Raw genomic sequence first — 18565 nt, 5'->3', positions numbered from 1 at the left:
TATCAATATGAAATATGTAGCGATACATTCAGGGACTAAAGCATTATATTTTTCAGAAAAGCCCCCATCTGATCCGGGAAGAAATGAGGTCCTGGTCAAGGTTATGGCTTTTGGGGTTAATCGTGCAGATCTGCTTCAGCGAGAAGGTAAATATCCTCCACCGCAAGGAGCTTCTGAGATTTTAGGCCTGGAATGTAGTGGAGTCATTGAGAAATGCGGTGTTGGAGTAAAACAATGGAAAGTTGGTGATGAAGTTACCGGATTGGTAGACGGTGGGGCTTATGCAGAGTTTTGTGTTATGGATGCAGGGTTGATTTGGGCAAAGCCAGAAGAATTTAGCCATGCCCAGGCTGCAGCGATACCGGAAGTATTCCTCACTGCTTATCAGAGTCTACATTGGTTGGGTAATATTAAAGAAGCAGAAAGTATTCTAATTCATGCAGCAGCTTCTGGTGTAGGTCTTGCAGCATTTCAAATCGCAAAACTGGAAGAAGATATTAAAATCTTTGGAACAGCAAGTTCCGGGAAGGTTGATTTTTGCAAAAAAACTGGATACGATTATGTAATAGACTATACTTCTGAAGATTTTTCTAAAATAATTGAAACTCAGACATCAGGTCAGGGGGTCGATTTTATCCTGGACTTTATTGGGGCTAATTATTTCAATGATAATATTAAATCCCTTTCCGAAGATGGTATATTAGTTATATTGGCTGTACTGGGAGGAACTAAGGTAGAAGGAATTAATTTGCTTTCCATTTTAGCTAAGCGTTTGAGAATCCAGGGAAGTACGTTGCGTTCGAGAAGCTTGTCATATAAGAGGAAATTGGTTTCTTCATTCCATCACGACCTGGGGAAGTATTTTCTTAAGGGAACTCTCAAACCAATCGTTTACAAAGAACTTCCCTGGCAAGAAATCGAGCTTGCCCATTCTATAATGTCAGAAAACAGGAATATTGGAAAAATTATTTTAACTGTGGCATAAAAGATAAGTTGGGTTTTAAAATGGATTTTTCTCCGCAGGATCAGGTAAAGGGATCTTGTTGATAAGAAATTTTTTTAAAGATTTAATAAAATTGAGCAACTTCCTGGAACGGTTTCTTATGAATTTTCGGTACATAAATACTGTTTTCCGGAAATCCTACGGGAAGTAACAGGTAAGGACGTTCATTGTCAGGACGGTCAAGAATTTCGGATAAAAAATTCATTGGGCTTGGAGTATGTGTCAAGGTAACCAATCCGGCATGGTGAATGGCTGAGATTAATAAACCGCAGGCAATACCTACTGATTCATTGACATAATAGTGATTTCGCTTTTCTCCGGACGAAGAATAAGTAAAGATCTGCTTAAATACAATTATTAACCAGGGTGCTTTTTCTAAATATGGTTTTTGCCAGGTTGTAGCCAATGGCTCCAGGTCCTGTTTCCACTCCTCGCTCATTCTTTGGTCATAGTTTATTTTTTCTTCCTTTTCTGCGGCCGCTTTTATTTTTGATTTTATTTCAGGACTTGAGACTGCACAAAATATCCAGGGTTGCTTATTTGCACCGGATGGAGATGTAGCTGCTGTTTTGATAATATTTTCAATTACTTCCCGTGGAACTTCCTTATTAGAAAATTCCCGGATTGACCTGCGGCTTTTGGTTCGGCATAAGTATTCCGCTGACAGATCCACGGAGTTGTTTTCCTGCTGGGGGTGCTGGTATATTATATGGGGATATCCATTTATTTCTTTTTCAATAATTTGTCCCATTTCTTATCTATTTTAGGAAAGTCCTAATCCGCCTAAAACGGTCAGTTCTTGTCCCCTCTTTGGCATTTCGTCCAATAATTCCATAGCTTTTCCTATTAACTCCCTGACGCCGGGTATTTCAAGGGAATGGTCGTGGAATTCCTTATTTTCCCAGACTTCTGTGATCCATACCGTTTGGGGATCATCTGCTTTACTTATAATGTATAAGTGACATCCTTCAGCAGATGATACTAATTCAGATGCCTTCAGTAATAAATTTGATAGCTGTTCTTCACTTCCTTTTTTTGCTTTCAAATATCCGTGTAGCCCGTATTTGTTTTTCATAGTGGAGTCGATTTTATAAATGAAAATAAAAAAATTATGTGAAATATAGTTTTTTGAAATAGTTGTGACAAAGGGTTGTCATGGTGGAGGATTTATTTTGAGCCATAATTAATAAAAAAAATTAAACGATGCAAGAATCAACAAAATCTATGAACCACTCTAAAACAGATGAAATAACCCTGAAACAAGATGAACTACTTGAACATTGGCAGGGGCATAGAAGATTAACCCGCAAAGCGATTGATGCTTTTCCGGAAGATAAATTATTCTCCTATTCAATTGGTGGTATGCGTCCTTTTTCCGAACTCGCGATGGAAATGATTCATATGGCTGCACCCGGGGCCAGAGGTGTTGCTACCGGAGAGTGGACACAATTTGGAGAAAAGGAAGTTGAAGGTAGCCCCGGCACTCCTAAGACAAAAGATGAACTGTTAAAATTATGGGATTGGAGTACGGATCAAATTAATAAAAATTGGGAACAGATCCAACCTGGCCGGTTACAAATGGTCGATTTGGCATTTGGGCAGTACGAAGGGAAAGTTTGGTGGCATGTACTTTATTTTATCGATAATGAGATTCATCACAGGGGACAGGGCTATGTATATCTTCGATCCTTAGGTATTGAACCACCCTATTTTTGGGAACGATAAAAGGGAATTGTGCTTTTTCCCAGGAATTGGAAGACTTTTATCAGGTTTATTTTGTGTTTATAACTATATAAAATTACAGCGGGTAGAATTATTGACCCGCTGTTTTTATTTGAGAGAATTGTAAAAGGTTAATCATTTCAACGGTGGTATACATAATAGAGACTCATTTTTTAACATTCATCACTCCTTTGACACAGAGTTGTCAGGACTCTCATATTTCTTTCTCGAAAACATAAAAAGTTTTTTTATGATTATAGTATTGGGGGCAACCGGGCAGATTGGTTCAGGCGTTTTACAAGAATTGAGTAAATATGAAGAGCTTTTGGTGGGGGTTACGAGAAGAACAGTGGAGTGTTCGGATAGGAAGGGTTATTCTATGAGACGTGCAGACCTATTTGATTGTTCGGCTCTGAAAAGTGTGTTGAAAGATGGGAGGACCGTACTTTTGATGACACCGGAAAACCCATCGTCAACAGATCCAATAAGTGACGCTGAAAAAATTATAGAAAATTACAGGGAAGCAATAAAGGGGTCGGATATTGAAAGAATTGTGGGACTGTCTTCCATTGGTGCTCAGTTCAACACTGGAACGGGAAATCTTGTTATTTCAAACATGTTGGAAAATGCTTTCGCGGATTTATCGATCGAGCAGATATTTGTCCGACCTGCCTATTTTTTTAGCAACTGGTTAGGCTTTGTGAATACAGCAAGGAAAACAGGGGTCCTGTATACTTTCTTTCCTGTCGATCTAAAAATTCATATGGTGGCACCTAGAGATGTGGCCCGGTTTATTGGAAGGTTAATCATCCTGGGTGATTTTAATAAAAGGATTTATGAATTAACATCTTCTCATTCTTACAGTGCTTTGGATGTGGCAGAAATTTTGAGTATACAATGGAGCAGGGATATTAGGACAGAGCAAATACTACCTGAATATTGGTTGGATACTTTGCTCCGGGCCGGTTTTACGGAGAAAGCAGCCAATGGCTTAGCTGACATGACAAAAGCCGTAATAGAGGGGAAGGTGTACCCTGAAAGTCAAGAACACGAAAGGGAAATCCTGTCTACTACTCTGGTAGAGTATTTTAGTAAGAAATCCTGAATTTTCGAAAAAGTTGTGAGTGTCCGGTGAATGGAATAGAATACATACGAAATACCTTTTTTAAGCTTAAATCTTATATTTGGGAAATAATCTATCCGGTTATGAGTGCTGAAACGTTAAAAAAATTTGATCGCATTGTAGCTATATTAATACAGCTACAGTCGAAGAAATTTATTAAAGCCCAGGATCTGGCGGACAGGTTTGAAGTGAATATAAGAACGATCTATCGCGATCTCCGGACGTTAGAGAATTCTGGAGTCCCCATTGTGAATGAACAGGGTAAAGGGTATTCTTTAGTAGAGGGGTATCGACTACCACCCGTAATGTTTACTAGAAAGGAAGCAGTAAGCTTCGTGGCAGCTGAAAAACTGATGCAGAATTTTACAGACAAATCTCTTGGAGCGTATTTTGAGTCTGCCATGTTCAAAATCAAATCTGTACTGAAGGGTAGTGAGAAAGACTTTATAGATGTTCTGGAAACTCAGGTATTTGTGAGTTCTGAACAGATACATATCAATCAAGAAATACCAGATGTGCTGGAGATATTGTTTGAAAGTATAGGGGAACAAAAGCAGGTATTACTTCAATACCGGTCATTATCATCAGATCAACCCAGTAAGCGGTATATCGAACCTGTAGGCGTATTTCAACAAAATAGGTATTGGTATATTTATGGATACTGCCATTTGAGAAAGGATTATCGACAGTTTCGTACCGACCGTATTCTCAATATCAGCCGTAGTATTCATGATTTTTTCTTAAAACATAAAACCCTGGATGAATACCTCGAAAGGACAGAAGAGCTTACCAGGCCTACTGTCAAAGTGCGAATCCTGGTCAAAAAAGAAATAATGAAGTACATCAGAGGAGGGTTGAAGTACCACGGATTTATATCAAAAATAGATAAAGGTGAAGAAGTGGAATTGACTTTTCTTGTACACGAATTGAATGACGGGTTCCCACGATGGTATATGATGTTTGGTGATTATGCCAGAATCATTGAACCCAATGAATTAAAAGATCGAATACGGGTAATAGCGAGTGAGATTCAAGCTACGCTGAATACCTGAAATAGATATAACAATGAAAAATAATAGGACGTATTTCGAAGAAGAGGAGGGGTTGAAGCTTATGAAAGAACTCCAAAGAATAGCTTATCTTTATTCCCGTAAAAAGGAAGAAGTGAAAGATTTGGTTCAGGATCTTTTTCTTGAAGCTGTTCGCATAGGTAAGAATCTTTCCGAGCCGGGATTTTTACCGTGGGCTCACGGAGTTCTTCGTAATCGTGCTGCCTTTATTGCCCGGACAGAAGGACGTCGCAAAAAACGTGAAGTTCTTTTCGACGGAAACCTGAGCGAGGACCATTGTACTTTTAATGTGTTTCCGGAGGCATTTTTTGAAGCTCTTAGGCCCTCACTTCGAATTATTGGCCGCTTGATTAATTGTGGACTAAATAGAAAAGAAATATTATACCTTATCAACATACCTGATTCCGCTTTTCGACAAAGATTGACAGCCCTGCGTCGGGAATGGAGTTCTTATACTGATGTAACTGGTAAAGGTCCGGAAATAAGTAGTGAATCTGAAACCACATTGCAAAGGGGGTTGATAAGAAGGTCTCTACACAGATCGATTAGGGACCCTAAAGGAAAAGACGATATGGATTCCGGGGGAAGAATTATAGGAAGCTATGATCCGGATGGACATTTATTTACAATTCGTTCCGTTTCTGCTCACAAAAAGGAGCCTGGCGGCAACAATATGAGTGAGAAATGATATAGACATTTTTTATGTCTATATATAAATTTGAATTGGTAATCTAAAAAGCGAAAAGTATGAAACCGAAATTTAACAATTTTTCAGTTGTTTTTAATGTAAGCAGTATTGAACGTACGGAGCGATTTTACCGCGATATTTTGGGTGTTGACACAGAACGGCAACCCGGAGGTGAAGAACCAGATTGGTTAATAGCAAAAACAGCCAATGGGGTAGAATTATTATTTTTTGAGGGGAAGGAGGAAATTGGCCGTTCGCCGATAATTGTTTTTGAACTTGAGGAAGGGTATATGGAGACGGTACTGGAAGAAATGTCCAAAGCTGGGGTCGAAATAGTGACGCCAGTGTCTGAAGCTCCTGGTGGATGGAGTTCAGATTTTTTAGATCCCGATGGACATCCAATGGCGTTTTATCAGTCCGGTGAATTGCCATTAAAACGAGGAGAATAATGTAGACTGAATTTGATGAAACATTAGGATTCAGAGTACTTGAGAATAGGGTGAAGATCGGTGTTTTCAGATGGTAACTCCATAATACCAATTCTTAATTTGCCACAGAATAACGGGGTAATCCTTGTATATTTCCTATCCCTCTGAATTTTTAACTATTCGTCAAGCACAGTTTAATTTAAGTGGAACCGCCAAAGAATTTGACCGGTTTCCTCAATATCGTTTTGAGGTTTTCGGGAGAAGTCCTTCTAAAATCTGATAAATAAATTTCATGGTGGAGGCCGTTTTTGACTAAATTATTTTGTCGTTGTATAAATTCATGCATGATTGTCAGGGTTTGTGCTTCAGTGTCGAAGGGTCCAATATGGAGCATTTGAACACAGAGTCCCTCTGACATTCGGAATATTGAAATCTCTTTAGCGAGGTCCATATTTTTTTTTGAATGCACAATGTTTATTGATTTTTGCACTTCTGAGTCTGTTATATATTCAGGTATACGAATTAATATGCGATATGCCCATTCGGATCTTGGGATAAGCAGAGGCGCATCTTCCATAGTGATGGAGTTAAATTTATTCTCGTCATACCACCATTGAGCTTCGAGTTTGGATACTACAAAGTCCCTCCCCATTAATTTGTATGCAAATTTTAAAGTATAGGCAGTGGAATATATTATCTGGATCCTTCTGTTAAAGTCTTGGCCAGAAGGATCTCCTTTCCCCTCAATTGATAGAAATTGTGCCTCTTCGATATTTACGAATTCGGGATGAAATTTTGCATTAAAATATGATTTATACTTTTGGGTGAGGTTCAATTTTTTCATTTGCTCAATGGTGTTTTGACAAAGAAAAAACACGGTAGTGACAACGGTTTGTCATGAGCAAATCCGGATGTGAATAAAATTGTCAGTCATCTACAGCAGCTCCTACCAACTGCCTGAACTTCCATCCTGTAGGGTCTCCAGGGCCACCTCGGGTCTGTTTCATAATGATTCCAATAATATTTTCCTTTGGATCTGCAAAATATTGGGTATTAAAATAGCCACCCCAATCAAATGTCCCTTTGCTTCCCAGGCCACCTGCTGCTACACCCTCCTCAGTAAACACTCCAAATGCAAGACCATAATATTCCTTGTTGGTGCCTCTAAGACTTCCAATTTGATTTGACATAATTGTTTTGATTGTAGTCCTGCTCAATATCCTTTTATTTCGATATACCCCATTGTTTAGGTACATTTGTAAAAATTTAGCGTAATCTTCGGCTGTACTTGATAATCCGGCCCCTCCCGAAAAAAAAGTTTTTGCCCCTTTGACAGGGTAGTTGGGATCAAAAAGGTCTCCGTCATATTCTTTCCAGGTACCTCCATCATAGCTTTGAACTGCAACTAATCTGCCTGCCTTATTCTCCGGTAGATAAAACCAGGTGTCGTTCATATCCAGCGGTTTAAACAACCTTTCACGCAGAAATTCATCAAATGGCATTCCGGATATGATTTCTACAAAATAACCTAAAACATCCAATCCTTCGCTATATGTATATTTTTCTCCAGGATTGTGGTGTAATGGTAGAGCTGCCAATTTTTTTATGTTTTCCTCAATGGTGATATCCTTCGTGGTAAAAGCATCAATGATCCCAGCTTTTTGATAAATCATTTTCATTCTTTCATCATTATCTATCATGCCGTAGCCTAATCCGGATGTGTGGGTGAGCAAATGCCTTATTGTGATTTCTTTATTGGCGGGAACAGTGGAATAAGTAGTATCTGAATACCTAAATCCTTTAAGAACCTGTGGATTCTTAAATTCGGGGATGAATTTTGATATGGGATCATCCAATCGAAAATGTCCTTCTTCCCAAAGGATCATTACTGCGGTAGAGGTAATTGCTTTTGTCTGTGAAGCAATGCGGAAGATTGCGTCCTTTCCCATCAATCTTTTACGTTGTGTATTGGCCATACCAAAAGCTTTGTGGTAAATAATTTTCCCATTACGGGCTATCAGGGCCACGGCTCCGGGTATTTCACCATTAGTAACAGACTCATCTATCATTTTATCAATTAGGGCCAATCGCTGAGGAGACATTCCTTCTTCTATTGGGGTGCCCTGGCTAAGAGGCGGACAGATATTGGGTGTAACTGTTTGCGCCTGGATGTTCATAAATGAGATAAAAACGAAAATTAATTGAATAAAGCCAAATTTCATAAGGAAGTTTAGTGTTAAAGTTAATATTAATTTAGTATGTGGTCAATATAATGAATGTTATAAAGATGAAGAAACTAATTTTTAAATATTAATTTATAACAAGAAGAATTCATATTTTGATATTTTTTGTATATTGTATTGATTTTTATTTAAGAATTGTAACCCTATAATTATGAAGAATATAAATTACATTAATTTCACTCTGTTTTTATTTATTTCTTTTACCGCCTATTCTCAGGATGTAGCATCTGCTGATCACAATATTACTATTTCTGTAGACGAGGTATTTATTATGGATATAGAATCCTCTGGAAGTATTGATATTGACATGGGACTTACATCGCCTGATGAAGCGGGCGCAACAATGGAAAGTACGCCTAATAGTAGCTTATGGATCAATTATACTTCTGTGCTTGAAGATGTAGGATCGGAATCCAGGAATATTACTGCTCAAACAAGTGCCGCTACACCTGGTTACATATTGAAGGTTATAGCAGCTGCAGATGCAGGAAATGGTGAAGGAACTACAGGAACACCTACAGGTGAGGTGACTTTAAGTAATACTATGGCACAAAATATCATAGAAAGCATAGGTAGTGCTTATACAGGGGATGGAGCTTCCAACGGTCACAATCTCACCTATACGCTTGAATCACAGGGAACAGGTGATTTTAGTAATCTGCAAGCAAGCACAGGTCAAACCATTACCGTAACTTACACTATTACGAACTAATTATAAAAGTTTACTAAAGGAAGAATTTTCTTTTAATAAAATTTTTTACGTAATGATTTTTGTCTTTCAATGGATTAGATTTACATTACTTATTATATTAATACCTATAATTTCTCAAGGTAAGATTGTAGTTGTTAATGGTTTGACTCATACATTTAATTTAGCCGGAGAAGATCAAAGTAAAGGCGTAATTCAATTAAAAAATATTGGTAATGAATCAAAATCTGTCTTGATTTACCAGACAGATTATTCATTTAATTACAAAGGAGAGACGAGATATGGTGAACCGGGGAGTCTGGATCGTTCCAATGCAGGTTGGTTGAACATAACACCTGTATCGGTGACACTGGAACCGAAAGAGGAAAAACAAGTTAATTTCTCAATTGAAGTCCCAGGGGATGTTGAATTAATTGGAACCTACTGGAGTGCTATAATGGTAGAACCTTCCGATCTTTTAGATGAGGGCCAAAATCGGAATGGGGTCAGAATTAGGACCGTTTTTCGATATGCCATTCAGGTTATTACGAATATTAATGGAACCGGAAAACCTGATTTGGATTTTATTGATGTGAATTTGCGAAATAGTGGAGAAGAATCCCACCTGGATATTGATGTTATAAATAAAGGAAATGGTTTTATCAATGCTATTATGAATGTGGAGATATTTGACCAGCAAGGAAGTTCAATAGGGGTCTTTTCATCTAAAAGATTACGTACCCTTCCGTCTACTTCCAAGCGGTACAGGGTGGATATCCCGAAGTTGGAACGAGGAACATGAGGCTATGTTGATCGCTGAATCACAGAGTGATGAGGCATTTGGTGTCCAACTTAGTCTGGAAATAGAGGATGATTGATTATTTATATATACGACCTGTTTTAACAATAGTATTATTTTTCCCCTTTTCCTGGATCCAGGCACAGGATTTAGATATTGAATGGATGCAAGAACCCGTTCATGAAATATCACCGGGATCCTCTCAAAGCTTTGTAGCCCAGATCGTGAATCGTAGTGAAGATATTTCATATTATTTAAGTGCTGAATGGGACCTTCCAAATGGTTGGTTTGGGATGAGCAATTTACAACAAGCCAAATCGGTTAATCCAATTGACACTTTAATAGCTATTTTCAGAGTGAGAGTCCCAGAATCTTTCAAAATGCCATCGATAAGGATTCCCATTCGATTGTATCATAAGGATACCATATTGGTATATAGTGATATGTTGCATTTGAACTTCAGTAAAATTTTCGATATCAGTATCGATAAAATCAGTGGTAAAAATTATATAATTGCTGGTGAAGAATATAGAGCTCAATATCAATTGATAAACAAGGGGAATATTCCTCTGACATTGAAAGGGAATTCAAAGGAGTTCATTTTCTTCAATCGGGATAGTCTCTTCATAGAACCCGGTGGTGTGGAAAAAATTGAATTAAAAGGTAATACCCCTGGACATGGAGAACTGATTAAGAGCAAACGAATTAGTATCCATACAAAATGGACTTCCGAAGAAATAGATACATCTATAAATTTTTACGATCGTATTACTGTTTTCCCTGATTCAAGATATAAGGTCCCCGACTACCAGAAAATTCCTATTAGTATAACAGGGAATCTATTAATGAGGCATATTGGAGGGAGTTGGCGATCCGTTATACAGGCAGATATATTTGGAAAAAAGGTATTGAATGAGAAAAGGAATAATAGGTTGGAATTTCACCTGCGAGCGCCGGATCGAATAGCCTATTCCACTTTTGGGAATTATGAAGAATATTACGTTTATTATCAGGCCCGGAATTGGGGGGGAAGGTTGGTGATCAATTTTTTCAATTATCCCGTTTGACAGAATTTGGCAGGTATTCCCGCGGGGCTTCGTTATTTGTAAACAAGGGGAATACTTCTATAGAGGGATTTTGGGGACAACCCAGGTTTTTTCCGGGATTACGCAGTGAGTGGGGATTGAAAACTGAAATTCAACGTAATAATACTACAAAATGGGGTGGAGTGCTTTTGAGAAAAGACTTTGCCGGTGAGGACTCTTCGGTATATATTCCGTCTGTCTTCGTCAATATTGACAAAGAGAATCTGAGTTTTGAAAGCGAAATGGCTTCTCAATGGGATAAAGGAGAGTTGTCTTTTTCATATTTTGGTAATATACATACCCGGGTTAAAGATATACGATTTACGGCCGGACTATTATTCGCCAGTGCGGAATTTTTGGGGTACTACAGGAATTCAACCGTTATAAATTCTAATTTTTTGTATCCCATGGATAAAGTAAATATCTCTTTAAATGCGAATTATACTGATAGTAATCCATCTTTGGATACTTTGTATATTTCTGCACCTCTATCTCAAAATATATCCGGAATTCTCTCCTATCGTTTAGAAAACCAATCCAATATCCGTTTTAACTCAGGATATAGACGACGAAAAGATCGGCTTCGATTGGATTTATTTGATTATTCAGAGGTATATTTTAGACTAAATTTCAATGAAAATCTATCTACATTTCGATATAGATTATTTTCTGAAATAGGGCAGACCCGAAATTATAAATCTTCGGATGATAAAATATCTATGCTTTATAATATGGGAGGATCTATTGAGTATGAATTTTTTAAAAGTTTGTCACTGTCTGGGCACTTTAGTTATTTAAATAGTCAAAGATATGGTGCGGATCAATTGGAAACATTGTTTTACGGTGGCAGTTTGAATTGGACAGTCAGCGACTGGATGCAATTATACCTTTCATATCAGAATTCTTTTACTCCGGAAGAATTTTACTTAAATCAGGATTTTTTTGCATTGAATTGGACGTCAACTATCAACCCTTCTCATTCTGTTTCTATTTCTACCAGGTATAGTAAGCCCCGTAATCAAGCGCGGAACCTGTTTTTTGGTTCAGTTGGTTATACCCTTAATTTAGGCATACCCTATAAGAAAAATGACAACCTGGGAAGTATTAGAGGGGTCTTAAAAAAGTCTGATGGTACGCCCTTGATAGGTGTTATCATTAATTTGAATGGCATGCAAACTATATCAGATTCGGAGGGTGTATATTCATTTAATAACCTCAGAGAAGGGAGTTATTATATCATTCCTGATGAATTTTCTATCCCATTGGGTTTTGTAGCTAAAAGGCCAACACCGGTAAAATTGGAGTTGGGACAGAACGAAAACAAAATAGAAGATTTTATTTTTGTAGAGGGTGGATCGATACAGGGAAGAATATCTCTTTTATCTGGTCAAAATAAGGTGTTACAATATGAAGCTGACCTGGATCGTCCTGTTTATATCAAAATAAGTAATGGGGATAATAAAATGGTACAGGCTTGTAAAATTAATGAGGAATTTAATTTTTCAGATATACCACCTGGTAAATGGGGTGTCGAGGTACTGAAATTTTCAATTGATAAAAACCTGCAGTTTAGCCAACTAGAAAAAAGTATTCTGGTAAGGGAAGGAGAAAGGGTCAAGATTGAATTTGTGGCGAAAAATAAAATGAAAAATATTAAGATGACTGGAGAAACAATTAAAATTTCATCCAATAAAGAGTGAATAAAAACCTAAATATAATAGTGTTCGTGTGTTTGATGATGGTAGCTGTGAAAGAGAATTTATCTGCACAATTATTGGTCAGCCAAAGTAAAAATATTGGAGTTTCTATTGGAGATATAGCTATTATGGATATTGAACCTTCCGGGGAAATACAATTGGCAACTAGTTCCATTTCTGAAGCGGGGTTGGGATTCTCACAACCTTTGGCTGAGGATCAAAGCAAATGGATTAATTATTCATGTTCGGACCGCAGTGGTAATACCAAAAGGATTGATGTCAACGTAACTGCTGGAAGTATTCCGGATGGATTGATATTAAAATTAACAGCAGCTAACTATCTGAGGAGTGGGGATGGAGTACTCGGAATTTCCACGGGGGAAAAGGTTTTGACATCTGCACCTCAGGTTATTTTAGATAACATTGTTCGGGGATATACTGGTAGCGGTGCAGGGAACGGGCATCGTCTAACGTATACATTGGAAGTCGATGAATTCGGGGATTTATCGGAGTCATCTGCAGCCGTAGTAACGGTTCATTTTACTATTACAGATAATTAGTATGATGGTAAGGGAATTTGTGTCTTTGGCATTGGTCTTTTCTTTTTCATGTGTTTCGGCACAAACAATAAGTACTATGACATTAAGTGGTACTGATTGGATGAGTGTGCAGGATGTTTCTCAAGTCTCTGATGCGGGTAATGATTTAAGCAATGTTATTGAAAGTGCAACCAATCAAAATATTATGGATATAAGATACACCACTTCTATATTGATTCTGGGAATTGGTGCAAATCCATTTCGGATTGAAGTGCGAAAATCTGATATTAACTGGAATGGTTCTATAATTCCGGCTGTCCGGCGTACCGGAGGGACACCTGATAATAGTTTGTTGGATATTCTTAGTAACCCAAGCTCTATAACGGGAGGAGTTAATTACCAGAATATTACGAATATTTCTACTACGTTATTTACAGGATATGGTAAAGTAGATAACATAACACTGCAATACAGGTTTTCCGGGATATCACTTGCTTTACCAGCCGATGATTATGAGACAGAAATCATTTATACAATGTGGGATAATGAATAGGGGTTAGATCTTTATTACGTAGGAAGTGATTTTTCGAATCCGGGCCTTTTTGAACCCACTAAAGGAATAGATATCACAAAAGGCATATACCTCTTTATTAGGGGATTTCATTGTTCCATTTACCGAAGCTTCTTTTCCGTGAGTAATAATGTTATCTATTTCTAGTTGAAATTCTTCGTCGCTAACCATATTTTGTAATTTTTTAGTAAAGGCTTCTTTTCCCTTTATCATGAAATCTCCATGCACTGTCCACTCAATATCATCGGAAATATTTTCAATTATAAATGCAGAATTGTTTTTGGCAAACGCTTCGTTGATCTTTTTGAGGAGTATTTTTCTTTGTGTCATGGTAATAGAGATTGTTTAGTTGGTAGAGAATCAATTAAATTTTGGAGTTGATAGTTATGTCTTTGTGTATGGACTGAAATAAAATGTAGCCATTCCAACCGGGTTAATGTTCCTGCATTTGGCAATTCAAAGTCCAGGCAAAGAAGGGAGAGATCTTTCGTCCGGACAAATTCCAGGATCTCATCTGTTCTTTCTTTTAGGTTTGTTAGCAGGTAATCCTTGGCAACGAGTTCTTGGGTGGGTACTATAAACTCCGGTGATTTCATCTTTGAGTTGAAGTCCAGAAAAGTTTCACGAATCCCTATTGCTTTTGCATCAATCGGCCTGTTTGCCGGAGAGGTTTTACCATTTAGTGTTTCAAGGACTGAATAAGATTTATATAGATGGTCCCCAATCTGGCCTGATGTCAAAGCATCTTCATTTTCGGTGCCACTGGTAGATTTAGGTTTGGTATTAAGCTGATCCTGATCTAAATAGGTTAGCATTAAGATTAAAGTTTCAAAGGCATTACTAAATTCGGTAAAAAACTTCCTTTTCATTGTTTTTGAATTGATGATAATACAAATATACTATCATTCTAAAGTGAAATTCCTGTGCGAAAACGACAATATGGAGGGGGAATTACGACAAGTTTGGGAAAATGAAATCCCAAAGTTGTGTGCTTCAAGTTACAATCCATGAGTGAACACCTATAAACTCTTGGCTCGTTACTTGAAACTCTTGTCTAAAAAGCTACGAATATATTTGTGCTAATAACTTCCTCCCAAAATTCTAAAACGAAAGGTACTAATCCTTAGATCCTGTCGATCGACAAATTCTTTCTGTCAACAAAAATCAGACTTTGGACTTCTGACCTTTCGAGGATCTGATGGCAATTGGCCATGGCTTACTCAAAGCGATCTATGCAGTTTCCCCTTCATCCAATAAGTTCATGACGGTCTGAAATGAAACATACTGATTTTTGAATTCTGTGTCCATTTTGGCCTGGAGCGCATACAGGTGATTGTCCAGGTAGTTTTGAAGATTTTTACGTTGTACAGCTACAAATTGGGTTGTAAATGTATGGCCTTCTTCTTCTGGCAAACTGGTTAATTGAAAGAAGCGATATGACTCAAAACATCCGGTTCCCATCATTGCCGGGATATGTTCATCCATCATCCACCGATACCATTTTCTAGCCACTTCATCTTCAATCTTGGTCGTTATGTTATAGACAATTTTCAAATTACTTTTTTTCTTTATAGTGTATTAAAAAAACCAAATTTTACGATTAATGGTTTGCTATTATTTAGTTTTCTCTGATTTCACCCTTTTCTAATGATTCCTCACCGGGATTACCCGGTATATTCGTTTTGGGAGTGATCTCATCATTTTCAAACAATGCTTTTATCTCCCGAAATCTTTTTCTGGCATTCACGGCAAAAGTACTATTTGAATATTCCAGGAAAATCTTTTCATAAATATCCTTTGCTTTTAGAGGGGAATTCAATTTTTGATCATATAGATGGGCCATCGCATATAATGCATTGTCGGCCCAAATGCCGTCGGGATAACTTTTGCAGAGTAGGGCATATTGGGAAAGGGCTTTATCGTATGCTCTATTATCTTCATAGATACGGGCTTCGAGGAATGAAATATCATCCCTGAGGTTGTGAAGTGAGTCTAATCTGTTTTTTAAGCTATCCAGCGCTGCGAGCGATTCCTGATCTCTGTTTTGAAAGTGTAAAAAATCGGCCCGTGCATAGTTTTTTAAATTTTGGTCAGTCGTATCCAACCCCATATTGTCTATAATAAAAACACTCATATCGATCGCATCATTGGCAATTAATCTGGATGTAGCTGACTTGAGTATGTCAAATTGTTTTTGAGCCCAGTCAAATTCGCCCATATAGTACGATAATTTTGCATTTTTAAATCTAGCCATTTGTCCAATCCGGTCTTCCTTATGTGCTTTGTCTACCTGGGAGTATAGAAGCGTCGCTTCCCATCTTTCTCCAATGGATAGGTAAATATCGCCTAATAGAAGTTTGGACTGGCTTAATAGGTTGTTGGAAATTCCATTGATGCTTATGACTTTCTCCAGGGTTTCGACTGCAGCCGTATAGTCATGTAAATTAAATGCCTGTATCTCGGCAATATCCTTAGCAAGTGATGCAGAAAAGCGGGTATATCCCAAACTGTCAACTAGAACCAAATAATTGGATGTCAGTTCATGTTGTAATGTCCTTTGGGTAGAATCATTTCCGCTTTGTATTTGTGCTAGTTTTGCTTTTAATAATGATTTATGGGAATCAAAATAATAAGGTGATTGGGGGCCTTTATCAGCAATGATATAATTAAAAATTCGCTCAGCATCTTTGTATTCATCAGCAGCAAGAGCATCATTTCCCAACTTAAATAATCGAAATCCATTTTCATTTTTCCGTTTGTCTATGGATCGCAATTGGCGATAGGCCATTGAAAAATCATCCCGCTGAATATAGGTCCAGGCTAATACTTCATTAAATGCATCTATACTCGATTTTTGAAGTCTTTCTAATACCTTTGTTTCCAGTGTGTCCAGGTGGTCGTCTGGTAGATATCTTTGAAAATAGTTGAGTACAAAATTAGCACTTTCGGGACGCATTTCTAAAGCATCGAGATAACGATCTATCATTGGACCGTATTGACCTAATCGATAGTGCAATGAAGCCATAGGAAATAGGAAAGAAGAGTTGGTCTTTTCAGTATCCAGAATTTCTTGGTAGGTAGCCAATGCCAGTTCGAATTTTCCCCTTTCCTGAAAATCTTGTGCCAGTTTTGAAACCATTGCTACATCTCCGGAAGCTTTTTCGATAGCTGCCAGGAAGCTTTTTTCTGCTTCCTCTTTGTTGTTTTGTAGTTCGTATATGTTTCCTTTAAGGAAATAATTCATTGGATTCGCAGGCATGGCTTGAATACGGTCGTCAATGCGTTTTATGGCAGTGTCGTATTCCCGTAATTGCGTCAAACAATCCATTAGTTTTTCAAAATAAAAAGGATGTCTGGGCTCTTTTTTTACCAATTCTTCGAAAATGCTACCTGCCTTTTCGTATTCTCCCCTGTTGTAGTAATGAATGGCTAATTGCGGATTTTGGGAAATTAATACAGTTCCGAAACAAGCGAAGAATACAACGAAGAATATGATATAAGGTAGTTTCATCTGAAAAAGGTTATCAGTTTATAATTCCAATCGGTATCATAACAAAAATATTTGTGTTCAGTTCAGCAATTAAATTTTTAATCACATACTCTACTATCAACGATTCCCATAAATGATTATTGGACTAACAGTATTCAATATAAGATAATCGAACTACATTGCTTTTACAATTATAGAGGAAGCACCACCTCCTCCGTTACAGATGGAAGCGCATCCCATTTCCCCGCTACCGGACTGTTGCAAAGCGTTAATTAAAGTGGTTACTATACGGGCCCCTGAAGCACCCAATGGGTGGCCAAGAGACACAGCTCCTCCGAAAATGTTCATTTTTTCATGTGGAATTTTATATTGCTTTTCAAAAAACAAAGGCACGACGGAAAAAGCCTCATTAACTTCGAAAAGATTGATATCATCCAGAGAAAGTTTGGCTTTGTTAATGGCTTTTTTTGCGGCAGGAACCGGGGCTGTTGTAAACCACTTGGGTTCTACGGCAGCATCGGCAAAAGCAATAACTTCAGCAATCGGTTTAAGCCCGTTTGCTTTGACATATTCTTCCCCGGCAAGAACTAAGGCAGAAGCACCGTCATTAATAGTTGAAGCATTGGCAGCGGTTACAGTCCCGTCTTTTGTGAAAGCAGGTCGAAGATGTGGTATTTTTTCAAACTTTACTTTCTTAAATTCTTCATCCGTATCAACTAAAAGAGGGACTCCTTTTCTTTGGGGTACACTGACAGGGGTGATTTCTTTTTTGAACCATCCCTTTTCAGTCGCTTCTGCAGCTCTTTTATAGCTGGATATAGCATAATTGTCCTGTTCTTCTCTCGAAATATCGTATTTTTTGGCTGTATTGTCAGCCGAAATTCCCATTGGAGAATGGTCATAAGCATCTGCCAGACCGTCTTTTTGAAGTCCGTCTATTAATTCAGAAGACCCATATTTATATCCAAACCTCGCTTTGGGAATATAGTATGGAATCATTGACATATTTTCCATGCCACCTGCTACGGTGATTTCATTTTGTCCGAGCATAATGCTTTGTGCAGCGAGCATGATGGCTTTCGTTCCTGATGCACATACTTTGTTAATTAATGTACACGGTACATTATCCGGTATTTCGGCATATCTTGATGCCTGTTTCGCAGGAGCCTGGCCTAAATTTGCAGAAACCACATTTCCCATAAATACTTCATTTATTTCAGTGTGGGGGACTTCGGCCCGTGAAATCGCACCCTGAATGGCTGTAGCTCCCAGTTTTGTGGCGGGTATCCCGGAGAAAATACCACCAAAGCTCCCAATAGGTGTGCGGGTTGACGATATTATATAGACTCTTTGCATATTTAATTTTTTATATTTAGTAGGCTTAGATATTGAATCCTTTCAATCCTTTATCCATTTCTA

21 protein-coding genes are annotated in these 18565 nt (G+C 37.9%); 12 read left to right on the top strand and 9 right to left on the bottom strand.

Annotated features, from left to right (window positions below):
- The first annotated feature begins 7 nt into the window (after positions 1-7).
- Positions 8-985 carry an NAD(P)H-quinone oxidoreductase gene (locus LVD47_RS15985; RefSeq protein WP_236978700.1) on the top strand — a complete coding sequence of 326 codons (978 nt, stop codon included), beginning with the start codon at positions 8-10 and terminating at the stop codon, positions 983-985.
- 82 nt (positions 986-1067) lie between these two features.
- Here LVD47_RS15985 and LVD47_RS15980 read toward each other — a convergent pair whose 3' ends face one another.
- Entirely contained in the window at positions 1068-1754 is a 687-nt protein-coding gene (locus LVD47_RS15980) for a nitroreductase family protein (RefSeq protein ID WP_236978699.1), read from the bottom strand.
- A gap of 12 nt (positions 1755-1766) precedes the next feature.
- The gene (locus LVD47_RS15975; RefSeq protein ID WP_236978698.1) at positions 1767-2078 is read right to left on the bottom strand and encodes a putative quinol monooxygenase; all 312 of its coding nucleotides are present in this window, start codon (positions 2076-2078) and stop codon (positions 1767-1769) included.
- A gap of 128 nt (positions 2079-2206) precedes the next feature.
- Between LVD47_RS15975 and LVD47_RS15970 the strand changes: the two genes are divergently transcribed.
- The 5 genes from LVD47_RS15970 (at position 2207) to LVD47_RS15950 (ending at position 6055) form a co-directional block, all read left to right on the top strand.
- Positions 2207-2728, top strand: coding sequence for a DinB family protein (locus LVD47_RS15970; RefSeq protein ID WP_236978697.1), 522 nt, complete (start codon positions 2207-2209; stop codon positions 2726-2728).
- A 247-nt stretch (positions 2729-2975) separates the two neighbouring features.
- Positions 2976-3830 carry an NmrA family NAD(P)-binding protein gene (locus LVD47_RS15965; protein WP_236978696.1) on the top strand — a complete coding sequence of 285 codons (855 nt, stop codon included), beginning with the start codon at positions 2976-2978 and terminating at the stop codon, positions 3828-3830.
- Between the two features lie 101 nt (positions 3831-3931).
- On the top strand, positions 3932-4900 hold the full coding sequence (locus tag LVD47_RS15960) for a helix-turn-helix transcriptional regulator (RefSeq protein WP_236978694.1): 969 nt from the start codon (positions 3932-3934) through the stop codon (positions 4898-4900).
- 13 nt (positions 4901-4913) lie between these two features.
- On the top strand, positions 4914-5606 hold the full coding sequence (locus LVD47_RS15955; RefSeq protein ID WP_236978692.1) for an RNA polymerase sigma factor: 693 nt from the start codon (positions 4914-4916) through the stop codon (positions 5604-5606).
- A 59-nt stretch (positions 5607-5665) separates the two neighbouring features.
- Entirely contained in the window at positions 5666-6055 is a 390-nt protein-coding gene (locus LVD47_RS15950; RefSeq protein ID WP_236978690.1) for a VOC family protein, read from the top strand.
- A gap of 178 nt (positions 6056-6233) precedes the next feature.
- On the opposite strand, the gene LVD47_RS15945 is transcribed toward LVD47_RS15950, so the two are convergent.
- Together LVD47_RS15945 and LVD47_RS15940 are read right to left on the bottom strand one after the other, a co-directional pair.
- The gene (locus LVD47_RS15945) at positions 6234-6878 is read right to left on the bottom strand and encodes a GyrI-like domain-containing protein (protein WP_236978688.1); all 645 of its coding nucleotides are present in this window, start codon (positions 6876-6878) and stop codon (positions 6234-6236) included.
- 82 nt (positions 6879-6960) lie between these two features.
- The gene (locus tag LVD47_RS15940; RefSeq protein ID WP_236978685.1) at positions 6961-8256 is read right to left on the bottom strand and encodes a serine hydrolase domain-containing protein; all 1296 of its coding nucleotides are present in this window, start codon (positions 8254-8256) and stop codon (positions 6961-6963) included.
- A 172-nt stretch (positions 8257-8428) separates the two neighbouring features.
- Here LVD47_RS15940 and LVD47_RS15935 point away from each other — a divergent pair, with 172 nt between their 5' ends.
- The 6 genes from LVD47_RS15935 (at position 8429) to LVD47_RS15910 (ending at position 13638) form a co-directional block, all read left to right on the top strand.
- Positions 8429-8989 carry a hypothetical protein gene (locus LVD47_RS15935; RefSeq protein ID WP_236978683.1) on the top strand — a complete coding sequence of 187 codons (561 nt, stop codon included), beginning with the start codon at positions 8429-8431 and terminating at the stop codon, positions 8987-8989.
- 52 nt (positions 8990-9041) lie between these two features.
- Positions 9042-9767 carry a hypothetical protein gene (locus tag LVD47_RS15930; RefSeq protein ID WP_236978682.1) on the top strand — a complete coding sequence of 242 codons (726 nt, stop codon included), beginning with the start codon at positions 9042-9044 and terminating at the stop codon, positions 9765-9767.
- A gap of 68 nt (positions 9768-9835) precedes the next feature.
- Entirely contained in the window at positions 9836-10831 is a 996-nt protein-coding gene (locus LVD47_RS15925) for a COG1470 family protein (RefSeq protein ID WP_236978681.1), read from the top strand.
- On the top strand, positions 10828-12549 hold the full coding sequence (locus LVD47_RS15920; RefSeq protein ID WP_236978680.1) for a carboxypeptidase-like regulatory domain-containing protein: 1722 nt from the start codon (positions 10828-10830) through the stop codon (positions 12547-12549). The genes LVD47_RS15925 and LVD47_RS15920 overlap by 4 nt, the downstream gene beginning before the upstream one ends.
- Positions 12546-13106 (top strand): hypothetical protein, encoded by a 561-nt coding sequence (locus LVD47_RS15915; RefSeq protein WP_236978679.1) that lies wholly within the window; start codon positions 12546-12548, stop codon positions 13104-13106. Before LVD47_RS15920 ends, LVD47_RS15915 begins: the two co-directional genes overlap by 4 nt.
- A gap of 1 nt (position 13107) precedes the next feature.
- Positions 13108-13638: a hypothetical protein gene (locus LVD47_RS15910; protein WP_236978678.1), complete on the top strand. Its 531-nt coding sequence runs from the start codon at positions 13108-13110 to the stop codon at positions 13636-13638.
- Positions 13639-13641: 3 nt separating this feature from the next.
- Here the strand turns inward: LVD47_RS15910 and LVD47_RS15905 are convergent, their stop codons facing one another.
- The 5 genes from LVD47_RS15905 to LVD47_RS15885 form a co-directional block, all read right to left on the bottom strand.
- Positions 13642-13986: a nuclear transport factor 2 family protein gene (locus LVD47_RS15905; protein ID WP_236978677.1), complete on the bottom strand. Its 345-nt coding sequence runs from the start codon at positions 13984-13986 to the stop codon at positions 13642-13644.
- Entirely contained in the window at positions 13983-14525 is a 543-nt protein-coding gene (locus tag LVD47_RS15900) for a DinB family protein (protein WP_236978675.1), read from the bottom strand. The genes LVD47_RS15905 and LVD47_RS15900 overlap by 4 nt, the downstream gene beginning before the upstream one ends.
- 361 nt (positions 14526-14886) lie before the next feature.
- Positions 14887-15210 carry a DUF4286 family protein gene (locus tag LVD47_RS15895; RefSeq protein ID WP_236978673.1) on the bottom strand — a complete coding sequence of 108 codons (324 nt, stop codon included), beginning with the start codon at positions 15208-15210 and terminating at the stop codon, positions 14887-14889.
- Between the two features lie 64 nt (positions 15211-15274).
- Positions 15275-17167 carry a tetratricopeptide repeat protein gene (locus LVD47_RS15890; RefSeq protein WP_236978671.1) on the bottom strand — a complete coding sequence of 631 codons (1893 nt, stop codon included), beginning with the start codon at positions 17165-17167 and terminating at the stop codon, positions 15275-15277.
- A 153-nt stretch (positions 17168-17320) separates the two neighbouring features.
- Positions 17321-18502 (bottom strand): thiolase family protein, encoded by a 1182-nt coding sequence (locus LVD47_RS15885; RefSeq protein ID WP_236978669.1) that lies wholly within the window; start codon positions 18500-18502, stop codon positions 17321-17323.
- Between the last annotated feature and the right edge of the window lie 63 nt (positions 18503-18565).

It is taken from the genome of Membranihabitans maritimus (genome assembly GCF_021729145.1).
Taxonomy (GTDB): domain Bacteria; phylum Bacteroidota; class Bacteroidia; order Chitinophagales; family Saprospiraceae; genus Membranihabitans; species Membranihabitans maritimus.
The sequence above is the reverse complement of the archived record's forward strand: the minus strand, read 5'-3'. Positions and strand labels throughout refer to the sequence as shown.

Excerpts from the sequence above, each read along its gene's own strand:
- LVD47_RS15985 (WP_236978700.1), top strand. The coding sequence starts at position 8 with ATGAAATATGTAGCGATACATTCAGGGACTAAAGCATTATATTTTTCA.
- LVD47_RS15980 (WP_236978699.1), bottom strand. The coding sequence starts at position 1,754 with ATGGGACAAATTATTGAAAAAGAAATAAATGGATATCCCCATATAATA.
- LVD47_RS15975 (WP_236978698.1), bottom strand. The coding sequence starts at position 2,078 with ATGAAAAACAAATACGGGCTACACGGATATTTGAAAGCAAAAAAAGGA.
- LVD47_RS15970 (WP_236978697.1), top strand. The coding sequence starts at position 2,207 with ATGCAAGAATCAACAAAATCTATGAACCACTCTAAAACAGATGAAATA.
- LVD47_RS15965 (WP_236978696.1), top strand. The coding sequence starts at position 2,976 with ATGATTATAGTATTGGGGGCAACCGGGCAGATTGGTTCAGGCGTTTTA.
- LVD47_RS15960 (WP_236978694.1), top strand. The coding sequence starts at position 3,932 with ATGAGTGCTGAAACGTTAAAAAAATTTGATCGCATTGTAGCTATATTA.
- LVD47_RS15955 (WP_236978692.1), top strand. The coding sequence starts at position 4,914 with ATGAAAAATAATAGGACGTATTTCGAAGAAGAGGAGGGGTTGAAGCTT.
- LVD47_RS15950 (WP_236978690.1), top strand. The coding sequence starts at position 5,666 with ATGAAACCGAAATTTAACAATTTTTCAGTTGTTTTTAATGTAAGCAGT.
- LVD47_RS15945 (WP_236978688.1), bottom strand. The coding sequence starts at position 6,878 with ATGAAAAAATTGAACCTCACCCAAAAGTATAAATCATATTTTAATGCA.
- LVD47_RS15940 (WP_236978685.1), bottom strand. The coding sequence starts at position 8,256 with ATGAAATTTGGCTTTATTCAATTAATTTTCGTTTTTATCTCATTTATG.
- LVD47_RS15935 (WP_236978683.1), top strand. The coding sequence starts at position 8,429 with ATGAAGAATATAAATTACATTAATTTCACTCTGTTTTTATTTATTTCT.
- LVD47_RS15930 (WP_236978682.1), top strand. The coding sequence starts at position 9,042 with ATGATTTTTGTCTTTCAATGGATTAGATTTACATTACTTATTATATTA.
- LVD47_RS15925 (WP_236978681.1), top strand. The coding sequence starts at position 9,836 with ATGATTGATTATTTATATATACGACCTGTTTTAACAATAGTATTATTT.
- LVD47_RS15910 (WP_236978678.1), top strand. The coding sequence starts at position 13,108 with ATGATGGTAAGGGAATTTGTGTCTTTGGCATTGGTCTTTTCTTTTTCA.
- LVD47_RS15905 (WP_236978677.1), bottom strand. The coding sequence starts at position 13,986 with ATGACACAAAGAAAAATACTCCTCAAAAAGATCAACGAAGCGTTTGCC.
- LVD47_RS15900 (WP_236978675.1), bottom strand. The coding sequence starts at position 14,525 with ATGAAAAGGAAGTTTTTTACCGAATTTAGTAATGCCTTTGAAACTTTA.
- LVD47_RS15890 (WP_236978671.1), bottom strand. The coding sequence starts at position 17,167 with ATGAAACTACCTTATATCATATTCTTCGTTGTATTCTTCGCTTGTTTC.
- LVD47_RS15885 (WP_236978669.1), bottom strand. The coding sequence starts at position 18,502 with ATGCAAAGAGTCTATATAATATCGTCAACCCGCACACCTATTGGGAGC.